General features: G+C 44.5%; 13 protein-coding genes. 10 read left to right on the top strand and 3 right to left on the bottom strand.

Going from position 1 to position 15,412, the window contains the following annotated elements:
* Positions 1-23 precede the first annotated feature (23 nt).
* On the bottom strand, positions 24-497 hold the full coding sequence (locus tag K6V21_RS01120) for an HU family DNA-binding protein (protein ID WP_224320596.1): 474 nt from the start codon (positions 495-497) through the stop codon (positions 24-26).
* A gap of 268 nt (positions 498-765) precedes the next feature.
* Between K6V21_RS01120 and mnmA the strand changes: the two genes are divergently transcribed.
* The 7 genes from mnmA to K6V21_RS01085 are packed head-to-tail and all read left to right on the top strand — an operon-like array spanning position 766 to position 7,675.
* On the top strand, positions 766-1,845 hold the full coding sequence (gene mnmA, locus K6V21_RS01115; RefSeq protein ID WP_224320595.1) for a tRNA 2-thiouridine(34) synthase MnmA: 1,080 nt from the start codon (positions 766-768) through the stop codon (positions 1,843-1,845).
* A gap of 16 nt (positions 1,846-1,861) precedes the next feature.
* Complete coding sequence (locus K6V21_RS01110; protein WP_224320594.1) at positions 1,862-3,229, top strand: S8 family peptidase; 1,368 nt, start codon at positions 1,862-1,864, stop codon at positions 3,227-3,229.
* Between the two features lie 38 nt (positions 3,230-3,267).
* A complete protein-coding gene (xseA, locus tag K6V21_RS01105; RefSeq protein WP_217712770.1) occupies positions 3,268-4,506 on the top strand; it encodes an exodeoxyribonuclease VII large subunit in 1,239 nt (412 codons plus the stop codon).
* Positions 4,507-4,514: 8 nt separating this feature from the next.
* Entirely contained in the window at positions 4,515-4,730 is a 216-nt protein-coding gene (gene xseB, locus K6V21_RS01100) for an exodeoxyribonuclease VII small subunit (RefSeq protein ID WP_044269476.1), read from the top strand.
* Between the two features lie 52 nt (positions 4,731-4,782).
* Positions 4,783-5,802, top strand: coding sequence for a branched-chain amino acid aminotransferase (locus tag K6V21_RS01095; RefSeq protein WP_044269475.1), 1,020 nt, complete (start codon positions 4,783-4,785; stop codon positions 5,800-5,802).
* A gap of 3 nt (positions 5,803-5,805) precedes the next feature.
* Positions 5,806-6,564, top strand: a complete 759-nt coding sequence (trmB, locus tag K6V21_RS01090) for a tRNA (guanosine(46)-N7)-methyltransferase TrmB (RefSeq protein ID WP_195652775.1) — start codon at positions 5,806-5,808, stop codon at positions 6,562-6,564.
* Between the two features lie 10 nt (positions 6,565-6,574).
* Positions 6,575-7,675 (top strand): Mrp/NBP35 family ATP-binding protein, encoded by a 1,101-nt coding sequence (locus K6V21_RS01085; RefSeq protein ID WP_224320593.1) that lies wholly within the window; start codon positions 6,575-6,577, stop codon positions 7,673-7,675.
* 105 nt (positions 7,676-7,780) lie between these two features.
* On the opposite strand, the gene K6V21_RS01080 is transcribed toward K6V21_RS01085, so the two are convergent.
* Both K6V21_RS01080 and K6V21_RS01075 read right to left on the bottom strand, forming a co-directional pair.
* Positions 7,781-9,808, bottom strand: coding sequence for a M56 family metallopeptidase (locus K6V21_RS01080; protein WP_217712768.1), 2,028 nt, complete (start codon positions 9,806-9,808; stop codon positions 7,781-7,783).
* Between the two features lie 146 nt (positions 9,809-9,954).
* On the bottom strand, positions 9,955-10,311 hold the full coding sequence (locus K6V21_RS01075) for a BlaI/MecI/CopY family transcriptional regulator (protein WP_007210515.1): 357 nt from the start codon (positions 10,309-10,311) through the stop codon (positions 9,955-9,957).
* A gap of 202 nt (positions 10,312-10,513) precedes the next feature.
* Here K6V21_RS01075 and K6V21_RS01070 point away from each other — a divergent pair, with 202 nt between their 5' ends.
* The 3 genes from K6V21_RS01070 to K6V21_RS01060 are packed head-to-tail and all read left to right on the top strand — an operon-like array spanning position 10,514 to position 15,405.
* Entirely contained in the window at positions 10,514-11,578 is a 1,065-nt protein-coding gene (locus K6V21_RS01070; protein ID WP_224320592.1) for an SGNH/GDSL hydrolase family protein, read from the top strand.
* A gap of 21 nt (positions 11,579-11,599) precedes the next feature.
* On the top strand, positions 11,600-13,891 hold the full coding sequence (locus K6V21_RS01065; protein ID WP_224320591.1) for a GH92 family glycosyl hydrolase: 2,292 nt from the start codon (positions 11,600-11,602) through the stop codon (positions 13,889-13,891).
* A complete protein-coding gene (locus K6V21_RS01060) occupies positions 13,891-15,405 on the top strand; it encodes a beta-N-acetylhexosaminidase (protein ID WP_224321983.1) in 1,515 nt (504 codons plus the stop codon). The genes K6V21_RS01065 and K6V21_RS01060 overlap by 1 nt, the downstream gene beginning before the upstream one ends.
* The last annotated feature ends 7 nt before the right edge of the window (positions 15,406-15,412 follow it).

Genomic DNA, 15,412 nt, shown 5'->3' with positions numbered 1-15,412 from the left:
TGTTTAAAGTAAATTTGTATATCTTATATAATTCCTTCCTCTTTCAATCCTTTTTCTTCTTCCAGAATTTCAGGTGTCAGTAGCTCTTTGGGGAGGTAATAGCTTAAGGGTATGCGATAGCAGTCTACCTTCTTGAGGCGTCTGAGCAGGTTGCGGTCTGCCATGAAATAGACCTTCGATACGCTGACCTCTCCGGGAGTCACCTGGCCCGGATGCTCGAATCCTTTGCTGGTCAAGGCAGTCTGAAAGGTACCGAATCCCCGTATAGTGACCGATTGTCCTTTGCTGAGTTCCGTTTCTATAACTTCGCTGACGGCGGTCAGCACTCCCTCTACCACTCCGCGGTTAAAACCTCCGCGCATGGCCACCAGTTCTCCAAGTTCTTTTTCATTTACTCCGCCACGGCGTTGTAATTTACGGATGACGGCATACCATAGTCCGCTTTTTGCCTTATTTAGCAGGTTTGTTTTTTGTCTTACTAAGTATGGAATTGACATGTTACTACTATTAAGTTGTGAACTTACTACTATTCTTGTTTTTGGTTACTACGGGAAACTTACGAGTTGTACAACTTGTAATGCTACAGTAGTACAACTTAAGCTGCTCTAGTTGTACAACTCGTAAGTTTTTCATAACTGCAAAGATACGGAAAGATAGGGAGAAACAAAGAGAATGATGTGAAGTCATGTGAAAAAGGTATGCCTTTTCTATTTCTTCTCCCCGAAATCATTTATTTTTGTAAGCTAATTGAATGAATATTCTAAAATGAACAGACCTGAGAAGCGAGTATTGGTAGGCATGAGCGGCGGTATAGACAGTACCGCCACTTGTCTGATGTTGAAAGAACAGGGGTATGAGATAGTCGGACTAACCATGTGGGTGTGGGGAGATGAATCGGTGGAGGCGCGGCAACTTGCCGATAGCATGGGCATCGAACACCATGTGGCTGATGAACGCGAGGCTTTCCGCAAAGTAATTGTGCAGAACTTTATTGATGAATATTGTCAGGGGCGGACACCCAATCCGTGCGTGATGTGTAATCCTACGTTTAAATTCCGCATACTCACTGAGTGGGCGGATAAGCTTGGCTGCGCATTTATCTCTACCGGGCATTATAGCCGTCTGGAAGAAAAGAACGGGAATATATATATAGTGGCTGGAGATGACGATAAGAAAGACCAGTCTTATTTCCTCTGGCGACTGGGGCAGGATGTGCTGAGACGTTGCCTTTTTCCGCTGGGCACCTATACTAAGTTGCAAGTACGGGAGTATTTGCGCGAGAAAGGCTATCAGTTGAAGGCGGAAGAAGGGGAGAGCATGGAGGTATGTTTCATCAAGGGTGATTACCGGGACTTCCTGCGCGAACATTCTCCTGAAATAGACCGTGAAATCGGTCCCGGATGGTTTGTCAATTCCGAAGGGGTGAAGTTGGGCGAACATAAAGGTTTTCCTTATTATACCATCGGACAGCGGAAAGGCCTGGAAATAGCTTTAGGCAAACCAGCTTATGTGTTGAAAATAAATCCGCAGAAAAATACAGTGATGCTGGGAGATGCCGAACAACTACAGACTGAATATATGCTGGCCGAACAGGATAACATCATCGATGAACAGGAATTCTTTTCAGCTTCTGACTTGGCGGTGCGTATCCGCTATCGCAGCAAGCCGATTCCCTGCACGGTGAAAAGGTTGGAAGACGGGCGGCTATTTGTACATTTCTTGTCCGAAGCATCAGCTATTGCGCCCGGGCAGTCTGCCGTATTCTATATTGGAAGGCGGGTAGTAGGGGGCTCTTTCATTGCTTCCCAGCGGGGCATCGGGTTGGTTATTTCAGAAAATAAATAAGTAATTAAATAATAGCATGAGAAAATTGTTTTCCCTTTTAGCCATTGCCGTGTTTACAACAGGGGTATCGGCACAGCAAGATACATTGAAGTATCGCATTAGCCTGAAAGACAAGGCTGCCACAGAGTATTCGCTGAAACGGCCGGAAAAGTTCCTGTCTGAAAGAGCAATTGAACGCCGCAAGAAACAGAATCTTCCCATTGACTCTACCGACCTTCCGGTTTGTCGTAAATATATAGATGAAATCCGCCAGCAAGGAGTTACTATCGTAGTGACCGGGAAATGGAATAATTTTGTAACGGTATCTTGCAACGATACAACTCTGATTGACCGAATCGCAGCACTGCCTTTTGTTCTTTCCACGGAAAAGGTCTGGATTTCTCCCGGTGCCGACAAACCGTCGATGGCAACGGAACGGGATTCCGTGGTCAATCAGCCGACAATGCACCCGGATAGTATTTACGGACGTGCCATTACTCAGATTCAGTTGAGCAACGGCGATAAGCTCCATGAAGCCGGATTCAAAGGGCAGGGTATGACGATTGCGGTTATCGATGCTGGCTTCCATAATGTGGATAAGATTACTGCTATGCAGAATATCCGTATTCTCGGTACGAAAGATTTTGTGAATCCTCAAGCTGATATCTTTGCCGAGAGCAGTCATGGCTTGTCGGTGCTTTCCTGCATTGGTACGAACCAACCTGGTATTATGACAGGGACGGCTCCCGAAGCTTCTTTCTGGCTGCTTCGTAGTGAAGATGAATATTCCGAGCATCTGGTAGAACAGGACTATTGGGCCGCTGCCGTTGAATTTGCCGATAGTGTGGGAGTGGATGTGCTGAACACCTCTTTAGGATACTATGCGTTTGACGATAAATCGAAGAATTATAAATACCGTGACTTGGACGGGCATCATGCGTTGATGTCGCGTCAGGCTTCGCTTATTGCAGATAAGGGAATGGTATTGGTGTGCAGTGCCGGAAATTCGGGTATGGGTTCCTGGAAGAAGATAACCCCTCCGGGAGATGCTGACAATGTACTGACAGTGGGTGCTGTTGATAAGAAGGCTGTGCTGGCTCCCTTCTCTTCTATTGGTAACACGGCTGATGGCCGTGTGAAGCCGGATGTTGTGGCGGTTGGCGCCGGATCTGACGTCATCCGTACGGATGGAAATCAGGGACGGGCAAATGGAACTTCTTTCTCTTCTCCCATCATGTGTGGCATGGTGGCTTGCTTGTGGCAGGCTTGCCCGAAGTTGACGGCTAAAGAACTGGTGGAACTTGTGCGCCAGGCTGGTGACCGTGCGGCTTTCCCGGATAATATTTACGGGTATGGAGTGCCTGATATGTGGAAAGCGTATAATGATTATAAGTCAAAGAATTAAGACGAATCAGTGGTGGGTTAGATTCATAACCGAAAATAATGGAAACTTTATCTCTCTTAGAACTTAATGCCTTGGTGCGTCGCAGTCTTGAACAATGCCTGCCTGATGAATATTGGGTACAGGCAGAGTTGAGCGATGTGCGAACGAACAGTACCGGGCATTGCTATCTGGAATTTATTCAGAAAGATCCCCGTAGCAATGGTTTGGTTGCAAAGGCGCGGGGTACTATCTGGTCGAATGTCTATCGGCTGCTGAAACCTTATTTTGAAGAAGCAACAGGGCAGGCTTTTGTTTCCGGTATCAAGGTACTGGTTCAGGTTACTGTCAGCTTTCACGAGCTTTATGGTTATAGTCTGACCGTACAGGATATCGATCCTACTTATACGTTAGGAGATATGGCACGTCGTCGTCGGGAAATACTGAAGCAACTGGAAGAAGAAGGTGTCTTGACGCTGAATAAAGAGTTGGAGATGCCCGATTTGCCGCAACGTATTGCCGTAATTTCTTCCCCTACAGCTGCCGGTTATGGTGATTTCTGCCATCAGTTGCAGAATAATCTCCGTGGCTTTTTCTTCTATACGGAGCTATTCCCTGCTTTGATGCAAGGCGACCGTGTAGAAGAGTCCGTATTGGCAGCTTTGGATCTTATTTTAAATCGTCAGAATGATTTTGATGTTGTAGTCATCATCCGTGGAGGTGGAGCTACTTCCGATCTTTCCGGTTTTGATACGTATTTGCTTGCTGCTGCGTGTGCCCAATTCCCGCTACCTATAATTACCGGAATAGGACATGAAAGAGATGATACAGTGCTTGATTCCGTGGCGCACACTCGTGTGAAAACTCCGACAGCAGCTGCCGAATATCTTATTGATTGTATGGATCTTGCTGCCGATGGACTGGAAGTTCTTGCCAGCCGTTTACACGAAAGCGTCCTTTCCCGTCTGACGGAAGAGCATCGTAAATTGAATTTATACAGGAACCGCATTCCCTCTGCCGTTGTACGCCGTATCTCTGATGCTAAGTTGACTCTGCTGGCTGCCCGGAGAGATATTTCCCAGGCAGTTACATCTTCCTTTTCGCGCCAACGTCATCGTCTGGAACTGTTACAGCAACGCTTGACTGATGCTTCACCCGAAAAGATGCTTGCCCGTGGCTATAGCATCACTCTGAAAGATGGAAAAGCTGTAAAAGATGCCGCTTCTCTGAATGAGAATGATGAAATACTCACCCGTTTTTACCGGGGCGAAGCAACCTCAATCGTAATTCATAAATCATAAATACTTCTATGCCTACTTCAAAGAAAAAAGAAACCTATTCCCAAGCCATGGAGCGCTTGGAGAAGATTGTCCGTCAAATAGACAATAATGAATTGGAAATTGATGCGCTTGCCGAAAAAATAAAGGAAGCGAATGAGATTATTGCGTTTTGCAGCGATAAATTGACCAAAGCTGACAAGGAAATCGAAAAATTACTGTCGGAGAAGCGGGAAAGTGAAGAATAAAGACTAAATTTGTTGCAGAATGTACGTAATGAGATTACTAATACTTTGAGATATGAAAGAAATAGATTGGTCTAATCTGTCATTCGGATACATGAAGACAGATTACAATGTGAGAATTAATTTCCGCGAAGGTGAGTGGGGAAAACTTGAAATCAGCAGTAGCGAACTTATCAATCTGCATATGGCAGCTACCTGTCTGCATTATGGACAGGAAGCGTTTGAAGGCTTAAAGGCATTCCGTGGCAAAGATGGTAAGGTGCGTATTTTCCGTTTGGAAGAGAATGCTGCCCGCTTGCAGTCTACGTGTCGTGGTATCATGATGGCAGAACTGCCGACAGAACGTTTCAAAGAAGCTGTGCTGACAGCGGTGAAAATGAACGAACGCTTTATCCCGCCTTACGAGAGCGGTGCTTCCCTTTATATCCGTCCGTTGCTGATTGGAACCGGAGCACAGGTAGGTGTACGTCCCTCCAATGAATATATGTTCCTGATATTTGTTACTCCGGTAGGCCCATACTTTAAAGGTGGCTTTGCTGCTACTCCTTATGTCATTACACGTAAGTATGACCGTGCTGCTCCGCTTGGAACTGGTATTTATAAAGTTGGTGGTAATTATGCAGCCAGTTTGCGTGCCAGTCAGGAAGCTCATGCTGCCGGTTATTCTGCAGAATTCTATCTGGATGCTAAGGAGAAGAAATACATTGATGAGTGTGGCGCTGCCAACTTCTTCGGAATAAAAGATAATACTTATATTACTCCTCTGTCAACGTCCATCCTGCCTTCTATTACCAATAAGAGCCTGATGCAGTTGGCTGAAGATATGGGAATGAAGGTGGAACGTCGTCCGATTGCAGAAGAGGAACTTACTACGTTCGAGGAAGCCGGTGCATGTGGTACGGCTGCGGTGATTAGTCCGATTGAGCGCATAGATGATCCTGAAAATGAACATTCTTATGTGATAGCTAAGGACGGTAAACCGGGACCTGTCTGCACCAAGTTGTACAACAAGCTGCGTGGAATCCAATATGGTGACGAGCCTGACACGCATGGCTGGGTAACCATTGTGGAATAACGCATGAGCAAAGGTAAGTTAGCGAAGTTTGCCGATATGGCAAGTTATCCGCATGTGTTCGAATATCCTTATTCAGCAGTAGATAACGTGCCCTTTGAGATGAAAGGAAAATGGAACGAGTCATTCTTCGGGAATGACCGTCCCATTGTTTTGGAATTAGGTTGCGGACGTGGTGAATATACCGTCGGGCTGGGACGATTGTTTCCTGATAAGAATTTTATCGGAGTGGATATTAAAGGTTCCCGTATGTGGTCCGGTGCTACGGAGTCGTTACAGGCAGGCATGAAGAATGTTGCCTTTTTGCGTACGAACATTGAAATAATCGACCGCTTTTTCTCGGAAAATGAAGTGAGTGAAATCTGGTTGACTTTCTCCGATCCGCAAATGAAGAAAGCTACTAAGCGCCTTACTTCCACTTATTTCATGGAACGTTATCGTAAATTCCTGAAACCGGATGGTATTGTTCATCTCAAGACAGATAGTAACTTTATGTTCACTTATACCCGTTGCATGATCGAGGAAAATCATCTTCCGGTGGATGTGCTGACAGAAGATCTGTATCACTCCGGCATGGCTGATGAAATTCTCAGTATCAAAACTTATTACGAGCAACAGTGGTTGGAGCGTGGGCTGAACATCAAGTATATCAAGTTCCATCTGCCGAAGGAAGGCGAACTGCACGAACCCGATGTGGAAATAGAGTTAGATGAGTATCGCAGTTATAACCGCAGTAAGCGGAGTGGGCTGCAAACTTCAAAATAAAAAAAGAGTAATGACACTTTATCCTAAACTAATTTTAGATGCACTGGCCACAGTGCGATATCCCGGTACCGGAAAGAATCTGGTTGAGGCGGAAATGGTTGCCGATAATTTACGTATTGATGGGATGAAAGTTAGTTTCTCACTGATATTTGAGAAACCGACCGATCCTTTCATGAAATCTGTAATAAAGGCGGCGGAAACGGCTATTCATACGTATGTATCTAATGATGTAGAGGTAGCCATTACTACGGAAAGCAAACAGGCAACACGTCCCGAACCGGGTAAGCTGTTGTCTCAGGTAAAGAATATAATCGGAGTTTCTTCCGGTAAGGGTGGCGTAGGTAAATCAACGGTAGCCGCTAACCTCGCAGTATCTTTGGCGAAGTTGGGTTACAAGGTTGGTTTGTTGGATGCCGATATTTTCGGGCCATCCATGCCGAAGATGTTTCAGGTGGAGGATGCGCGTCCTTATGCTGAGCACGTAGACGGCCGTGACTTGATTGTACCGGTTGAGAAGTATGGTATCAAATTGCTTTCTATTGGTTTCTTCGTTGATCCTGATCAGGCTACGTTGTGGCGTGGCGGCATGGCAAGCAATGCCTTGAAACAGCTGATAGGGGATGCGAATTGGGGAGAGCTTGACTATTTCTTAATCGACCTTCCTCCCGGAACGAGTGATATTCACCTGACAGTGGTCCAGACATTGGCACTGACAGGAGCTATCGTAGTCAGCACACCGCAGGCTGTGGCATTGGCAGATGCCCGCAAAGGTATCAACATGTTTATCAATGATAAGGTGAATGTGCCTATTCTCGGTTTGGTAGAGAATATGGCCTGGTTTACACCTGCCGAACTTCCGGAGAATAAATACTATATCTTTGGAAAGGAAGGTGCCAAGAAGCTGGCGGAAGAAATGAATGTGCCTTTGTTGGGGCAAATTCCTATTGTACAAAGCATTTGCGAAAGTGGAGATAAGGGTACTCCGGTAGCACTTGACGAGAATACCGTGACCGGACGTGCTTTCCTGCAATTAGCGGCAAGCGTGGTTCGCCAGGTAGATAAGCGGAATGTGGAGATGGCACCGACAGAAGTAGTGAAGATGCATAAATAAATGGTTATCTGCATCCTACTCTTGATTGAGCTGTTAAAAATCAGGAGTAGGACATTGCAGATAATCTTTAATGTGAGAGAGAATTAATGTTGAAAAGAGATTGTTTTATTGCAATCTGAATACGATAGGGAATGTATATTTTACATTGACCGGCATTCCTCTTTGTGTACCAGGTTTCCATTTAGGCATACTTGCGGTGACGCGAATCGCTTCTGTATCCAATAAGGGATCTACGGGCTGGATAACTTTGGGGTTGGTAATATTACCATTCTTATCGATGATAACCTGTATCATCACTCGTCCCTGGGTTCCTGCTTTTTGTGCTTCTACCGGATATTTGATATTCTTGGACAGGTATTGCATAAGACCTCCCATACCACCGGGAAATTCAGGCATATTTTCAACCACTTCAAAAACCGGGTCTTCCTCTGTAGGGACTTGTTTGGGGGCATATCCCACAACAACGGTTTCATCAATTTTAGGTATAGGCTTATACTCCTCTTTTTGACCATCATCCGATAAGCGGAACATGACAGGTACCGTATATCTCACTCGAACAGGTTGGCCTTTTTGCATGCCGGGTTTCCATTTAGGCATTAAACTGATAACACGTATAGCTTCACCATCCAAATCCGGATCGACTCCACGAATGATGCCTGGTTCAGAAATTGAGCCGTCTTTATCGACGACAAATTGCACTGTAACTCGACCTTGCGTATGGTTTTTCTGTGCATTAATGGGATATTGGATGTTTTTCGATAGGAATTGCATCAGTCCTGACATGCCGCCATCAGGGAATTCAGGCATTTGTTCCACTACTTCAAATACAGGATTATCAGGATCATTGGCTGGCGGATTTAGCCATTCCCTATCCATGACAATCTTCATGTTGGAGTTGTTTTCTTTGTTGACAGCTACGGGTAGTCCCATCATTTTTCCATCTTTTTTCCAAATTACTATCATTTTAGCATTCTCGAATGCTTTGAAAGAAAAATTACCGTTCTTTCCCGTGACATACGATTGACCTTGTGGTAGTTTGTGGTCGCCATCAATGAAAAACTCAGCGCCTTCCACTGCTTTTCCGTCTTTATCCACTACTACTCCTTTGTAGTTCACAAGTTTGTCTTTGTCCTGTTGCGGTGCCGGTGTTTCCAGCGGTGCCGCTTCAGTAGCAACTTCCATCTCCGGCGTTGTTGCATTTGACGCCAGATTTTCTTCTACAGCTTCTATGACATCTTTTGCCATCTCTTTCGTGGTACGGGCCACGGCTTCGATATTGCTGATTATCATAAGTAAGGCTGCCAAGGGGAGAAACATAAGGTATTTAGTTCTCCCTATTTCTCGGGTTCTCTTTTTGTTCATCATCTTGATGCGTTTTTTTAAAGGTAATACATTAAAACTGTTATAGATAGTTGCTGCAGCCTTATGGTGTGATAATCCTAACAGGTGATACTGATAGGCTTTAGAGTCATGTCCGGTTTCCAGTACACGGTTATCCGCCAGATATTCCAGATTGGTGCGGATTTCTCGTTTCATGAGCCAGGCAAAAGGATTGAACCAGCAAAATGTACATACAATCTCACTGACAAGTACATCAATGGAATGCCATTGGTTAGCATGAGTTTGTTCGTGGGTTAATATTTCGCTTAGTTCATCTTCTGTATGTGAAGTCGGATGAATAAAAATCCAGTGGAAGAAGGAAAAAGGTCCGCTTGCTTGTTTGAGCAGATGTACATTCGTATTTCCTATCTTTGCTTTCCGGCAACGGAAAGCTAAACGGATAATCCCAGCCAACTGTATGAAAAAGCGGATCGCTAATACAATTACCATTCCCCAATAAGCAAAACCGACCGTTTGAAGCAGGAGGGTTTTCCAGTCGGAAGTTGCCTGTTCCGGTGTTATCGTAAATTCCGGTAAAACGATGTCAGCGTATAAATCTGCCATGGCTACCATAGGCTCCTGTTCCGTAATCCATGTCTGTATATTCAGTAGCGGATAAACGGCAGAAACGGCAAAAAAACAGAGCAGAGCAGCCCTGCGCCACGTGAAGAACGTGTCTTTATAGAAAAATAGCCGGTAGAACGCATAAAATAGCGCAATGGCTACATTGATTTTTAGAAAATAAGCTAACATCTTGATTTGTTTTGTTATTATTTGTCTTTCATAATCTCAGCCACTTTTTGTTTCATTCCATCTCCCCTAAGATTGCGTGCAACAATAGTGCCATCCGGGGCAAATAAAAAAAGAAAAATAGTATTTCATGCGATTCTTTTTTATGTTTATCTTTTTTCAATCATATCTATTATATCTTTCAGGTCTTTAGTTGAAATCTTTTGCTCTTTGGCGAAGAAAGAAACCATTTCCTTATAAGAATTTTCAAAGTAGTTACGCACGAAGCCGCTCATGAAGGTACGCTTGTATTCGCTTTCACGAATGGCAGGTGTGTATTGGTATGTATTCCCTACGCGAGCGGCTGTAACATATTGTTTGCGTTCCAGGTTTTTAATGATGGAAGCCACGGTAGTGTAGGGAGGTGCCGGTTGGGGATATTTGGCAACAATGTCTTTTACGAAGCAACTGCCCAGTTCCCAAATGTAAATCATTGCTTCTTCTTCTTGTATAGTCAACTTTTCCATGGAAATAAAGTATTAAAATGAATTCGATACAAAACTACGAATATTTCGTAATAAAGCAAACTTCAGACGGTTAATAAGTGTGAATGCACTCAAAAGAGCTGTGGAGCCATAATAGGAGGTCTATTACCTGTTAATTGATGTAAAATTGTTTATAAATGCAGTTTTTCAGTGTACCTTTGAATCATCTTAATATCTACTAATCATGAGAATCAGAGTTTTTATTTTGGGATTGTTGCTGGCTGCATCCACTCAGGCCCAACTTCTTTATCGCGATGCTTCCGTTTTCCCCTTGTTGGGCAAGGCAACGGATGCTACTCTTACTCGTTACGAACGCCTTCCGGCTTCTTTGGAATCAGTTTCCCGCAAACCGCTTTGGGATTTAGGACGCAATAGTGCCGGACTTGCTTTGCGCTTCCGTTCCAACTCTACATGCATTGGGGCAAAGTGGGAAGTGAGGGATAACAGAAGCATGAACCACATGACTCCTACCGGAATCAAAGGATTGGATCTTTATTGTCTGCAAGATGGTAAGTGGGTTTTTGCCGGTAGTGGGCGTCCTCAGGGAAAGGTAAATGAGGCTACTATCGTGAAGAATATGGATCCTGAAGAACGGGAATATCTTTTATATCTCTCTTTGTATGACGGGGTCACCTCATTGGCCATCGGTGTGGATAGCCTTTCGACCCTTGATCAGCCTACTGTTGATTTGCCGGTACGTGAGAGGCCCGTTGTTTTTTATGGGACCAGTATTTTGCAGGGTGGTTGTGCTTCCCGTCCCGGAATGGCCCATACAAATATTCTGGAACGTTGGCTCAATCGTGAATGTATCAATTTAGGATTTAGCGGTAATGCTTTGCTCGATCTGGAGATTGCGGAACTTATAGCTACGGTCGATGCTTCCATGTTTGTGCTTGATTTCCTCCCTAATGCCACAGTGGAACAGATGAAAGAACGGGCGGAGCAATTCTACTCGATCGTCCGCAGCAAACATCCTGACACTCCCATCCTTTTTGTAGAAGATCCTATTTTCACTCATTCCTGTTTTGATAAAAAGGTTGCAAGGGAAGTGAAAGCTAAAAATGAAACGATTGCGGCTATTTTCCAGTCAATGAAGAAAAAGGGTGAGAAGAATATCTATCTTCTTTCTTCAAAGGATATCATCGGGCACGATGGTGAGGCTACTGTTGATGGTATTCATTTCACGGATTTAGGCTTTATGCGCTATGCGGAAGTATTATATCCGTTAATTAAAAAACATATCCGGTAACTTTTTCTATTTTATTATTCTATGAAATATGACAGATTTTGGCTATCGGCTTTATTGATTTCTTTTTCTATTTCCTCATTTGCCCAAAAAGAGCCGGTGGATTATGTTAATACGATTATTGGTGCCTCAACTTCGGCAGAGGCCGGAAAGTCGGGGCATGGGTTGGGAAAAACCTTTCCGGGAAGTTGTACTCCTTTCGGACTTGTACAGTTGAGTCCGGATACTAAAACCGGTGGCGATAATGGTCCCGGATATTCGTGGCATCATTCTACTATCGAAGGATTTAGCTTTACGCACTTAAGCGGTATTGGCTGGTATGGTGATTTCGGAAACTTTCTGGTAATGCCTACCACCGGATCATTACGAACATTCAAGGGAACCGAAAATAAACCGGAGGAAGGTTACCGCTCCAGATATTCCCATGATACGGAGATTACACAGGCTGGATACTATTCGGTATATTTGCAAGATTATCAGGTGAAGGTGGAACTGACATCCGCTCCTCGTTCAGGGATTCTGCGTTTCACATATCCGGAGTCGGAAAAGTCACGTATCCAGATCGATCTGGCCCGTAGAATTGGTGGCACATCTGATGAACAGTATGTGGAAAAAGTAGACGAATATACGATTCGGGGATGGATGAAATGTACACCCGCTTGTGGAGGTTGGGGAAACGGCTCGGGTAACTCTGATTATACCGTTTACTTCTATTGCTGTTTCGATCGCCCATTGACGGAATACGGTGTTTGGAGTGTTTCTATTCCTGAGGGTGTTAGCAGAAAGAATGATGCTAATGATAATCCGGTCTATTTCAACTATATTAAGGATGCCCGGCTCATACCTGCTCCCGGGAAGGCACAGGGAAAGCACTTGGGCTTTTATACAGAGTTTCCTACTCGGAAAGATGAACAAGTACTACTGAAGTGCGGTATATCGTTTGTTAGCATGGAAGGTGCCCAGCGCAATCTGGAACAGGACATTCCAGACTGGAATTTTGAGCGGGTAAAAGAAAATACACGTAATCTGTGGAATCAGGCACTCTCTTCAGTGAAGGTTGAGGGAAGCGAAAGGGATAAGACTATCTTTTATACCTCTTTGTATCATACAATGATCGATCCACGTTGCTTCTCTGATTGTGACGGCCGATATATAGGTGCGGATAAGAAGATTCACCAGACGAAGAATTTTACTTATCGTACAGTATTTAGTGGTTGGGATGTATTCCGTAGTCAGTTCCCATTGCAAACATTGATTAATCCCCGATTGGTGAATGATGAGATAAACTCTTTGATCCAGATAGCCCAGTTAAGTGGTACGGAGTATTATCCGCGTTGGGAAGTAGTGAATGCATATTCTGGCTGTATGTTGGGAAATCCCGCTATCTCGGTACTGGCGGATGCCTATGAAAAAGGGATCCGGGAGTATGATGTACAGAAAGCCGTTGAATATGCTGCGAATACACAGAAGCAGTTTGGTAATGGAGACCTGGGGTATACTCCCGGCAGTCTTTCCCATACTTTGGAGTATGCTTATACGGATTGGTGCTTAGGACAACTCATGAGCTCCTTAGGCAAAAAGAAAGAAGCAGCTGAATATGAAAAGCGTGCCAAAGCTTACCGGAATGTGTGGTGCGACAGTGTGCAATGGTTTCGTGCCCGCGTGAAGGGTGGAGGCTGGTTGCCTTGGCGAGGTCGTACGGCACAGGATCAGGGTACTACGGAAAGCAATCCTTTCCAACAAGGTTGGTTTGTCCCTCATGACATTGACGGAATGAAAGCTCTGATGGGAGGACAAAAGAAGTTTGATGCGGAACTAGAAGAGTTCTTTGCCAATGTTCCGGAAGATTTTTTGTGGAATGATTATTATAATCATCCTAATGAACCGAACCATCATGTACCATTCCTTTTTAATTACTCTTCTTGCCCGTGGCTGACACAGAAGTGGACGAGAAAGATTTGTGATAAAGCTTATGGTGATGATGTTCTGGGATTGTGTGGAAACGAAGATGTAGGGCAGATGTCGGCATGGTATGTATTGGCGGCTATGGGCATTCATCCGGTTTGTCCGGGAAATCCCCGTTATGAGATTACCAGCCCTGTCTTCGAAAGCGTAGAGATAAAACTGGATACACATTTTTACTCCGGTAAGAATTTCAAAATCATAGCGCGTAATAACTCGCCTCAGAACATCTATATCCAGTCGGTATCATTGAACGGTAAGAAATTGAACCGCCTGTGGATAACGCATGATGAGATCGTGAAGGGTGGAGTACTGGAATTTGAAATGGGAAATAGTTTTAAGATATATCAATGATGACAACTAAAATCAGCTTGTTGGCAGCGAGTCTTTTTCTGCCAGTCTTTATCTCTGCGCAAAATGTGATTCCTGAACCGGCACAATATCGCCCGGCAAAAGGAGAGTTCGTACTGTCTATTGCCGAAAATAAGGCATTTGAGACAAATAATGTACTTCCGTCACGAGTGGTACAGCGTATTGCACCGGATTGCACTACGGGGGCTGATGAGGCTTATCGTTTGGAGATAACTCCCGATTCTGTTTTTATTCAATCAGCTACTGTAACCGGAGCATTCCGGGGAGAAGAAACCTTGAAGCAACTCTTGCGTTCCGGGAAAGGCACTACGAGCGCTTGTGTAATCAATGATGCTCCCCGTTATTCGTGGCGGGGTTTTATGCTCGACGAGAGCCGTCATTTCTTTGGCAAGGAGAAAGTCAAGCAGTTACTTGATATAATGGCTTCTCTTCGCCTGAATGTTTTTCATTGGCATCTGACGGATGAACCGGGATGGCGTATTGAAATAAAGAAATATCCTTTGTTGACAAAGGTTGGATCCAAAGGGAATTATCATGATCCGTCGGCACCTGCTGCTTTCTATACGCAGGAGGATATTAAAGATATTGTTGCCTATGCAGCTGCACGGCACATTATGATTGTGCCGGAATTCGATATGCCCGGACATGCCACTGCTGCTTGCCGTGCTTATCCGGAATTGTCTGGTGGGGGTGAAGGACGATGGAAAGATTTTACTTTTCACCCTTGCAAAGAAGAAACTTTCCGTTTCATAAATGATGTGCTGGATGAACTGATCACTCTGTTTCCTTCTCCTTATATTCATATTGGAGGTGATGAAGTACATTTTGGTAATCAGGAATGGTTTACAGATCCACAGATACAGCAGTTCATCAAAGATAAACAATTAATGAACGAAACCGGATTGGAGCAATATTTTGTGCGCCGTGTGGCAGATATTATTGCTGCCAAAGGTAAAACAATGATCGGTTGGGATGAAATTGTGGATGCCGGTGTATCGCCGGATAAAGCAGTAGTGATGTGGTGGCGTCATGATCGTAGGTATCAGTTATTGAAAGCTCTCGAAAGTGGATATCGTGTTATTATGACTCCGCGTCGTCCGATGTATGGCGACTTTGTGCAGTATTCCACACACAATGTTGGGCGTTACTGGGATGGATATAATCCGATAGAGGATGTCTTCTCATTCCCTCGCTCGATAGAACATTTGTTTAAGGGGTACGAAAGCCAGATTATGGGTATGCAGTATTCACTTTGGACAGAACGTGTCGCTGATGTCAAACGATTGGATTTTATGGTCTTCCCGCGTCTTGTAGCTGCTGCTGAAGCTGCCTGGACGCCTGCCGTGCGTAAGGATTATAGTCGTTTTATGCGGCGCTTGCCCTTTTTCCTGCATTGGTTGGACACCAAAGATATTTATTATTTTGACCCGTTTGCCCCTGAAAGGAGGCCGGAGCCTACTGCTCCGGAGAAAGAAGATGTCCTGCAGAATGGATAATAATCTC

The sequence above is a fragment of the Bacteroides cellulosilyticus genome (assembly GCF_020091405.1).
Classification (GTDB): Bacteria; Bacteroidota; Bacteroidia; order Bacteroidales; family Bacteroidaceae; genus Bacteroides.
This window is presented reverse-complemented; position numbering and strand designations above follow the sequence as displayed.

What these genes read in the sequence shown, in the direction of transcription:
- K6V21_RS01120 (WP_224320596.1), bottom strand. Translation starts at nt 497, where the DNA reads ATGTCAATTCCATACTTAGTAAGACAAAAAACAAACCTGCTAAATAAG.
- mnmA (WP_224320595.1), top strand. Translation starts at nt 766, where the DNA reads ATGAACAGACCTGAGAAGCGAGTATTGGTAGGCATGAGCGGCGGTATA.
- K6V21_RS01110 (WP_224320594.1), top strand. Translation starts at nt 1,862, where the DNA reads ATGAGAAAATTGTTTTCCCTTTTAGCCATTGCCGTGTTTACAACAGGG.
- xseA (WP_217712770.1), top strand. Translation starts at nt 3,268, where the DNA reads ATGGAAACTTTATCTCTCTTAGAACTTAATGCCTTGGTGCGTCGCAGT.
- xseB (WP_044269476.1), top strand. Translation starts at nt 4,515, where the DNA reads ATGCCTACTTCAAAGAAAAAAGAAACCTATTCCCAAGCCATGGAGCGC.
- K6V21_RS01095 (WP_044269475.1), top strand. Translation starts at nt 4,783, where the DNA reads ATGAAAGAAATAGATTGGTCTAATCTGTCATTCGGATACATGAAGACA.
- trmB (WP_195652775.1), top strand. Translation starts at nt 5,806, where the DNA reads ATGAGCAAAGGTAAGTTAGCGAAGTTTGCCGATATGGCAAGTTATCCG.
- K6V21_RS01085 (WP_224320593.1), top strand. Translation starts at nt 6,575, where the DNA reads ATGACACTTTATCCTAAACTAATTTTAGATGCACTGGCCACAGTGCGA.
- K6V21_RS01080 (WP_217712768.1), bottom strand. Translation starts at nt 9,808, where the DNA reads ATGTTAGCTTATTTTCTAAAAATCAATGTAGCCATTGCGCTATTTTAT.
- K6V21_RS01075 (WP_007210515.1), bottom strand. Translation starts at nt 10,311, where the DNA reads ATGGAAAAGTTGACTATACAAGAAGAAGAAGCAATGATTTACATTTGG.
- K6V21_RS01070 (WP_224320592.1), top strand. Translation starts at nt 10,514, where the DNA reads ATGAGAATCAGAGTTTTTATTTTGGGATTGTTGCTGGCTGCATCCACT.
- K6V21_RS01065 (WP_224320591.1), top strand. Translation starts at nt 11,600, where the DNA reads ATGAAATATGACAGATTTTGGCTATCGGCTTTATTGATTTCTTTTTCT.
- K6V21_RS01060 (WP_224321983.1), top strand. Translation starts at nt 13,891, where the DNA reads ATGACAACTAAAATCAGCTTGTTGGCAGCGAGTCTTTTTCTGCCAGTC.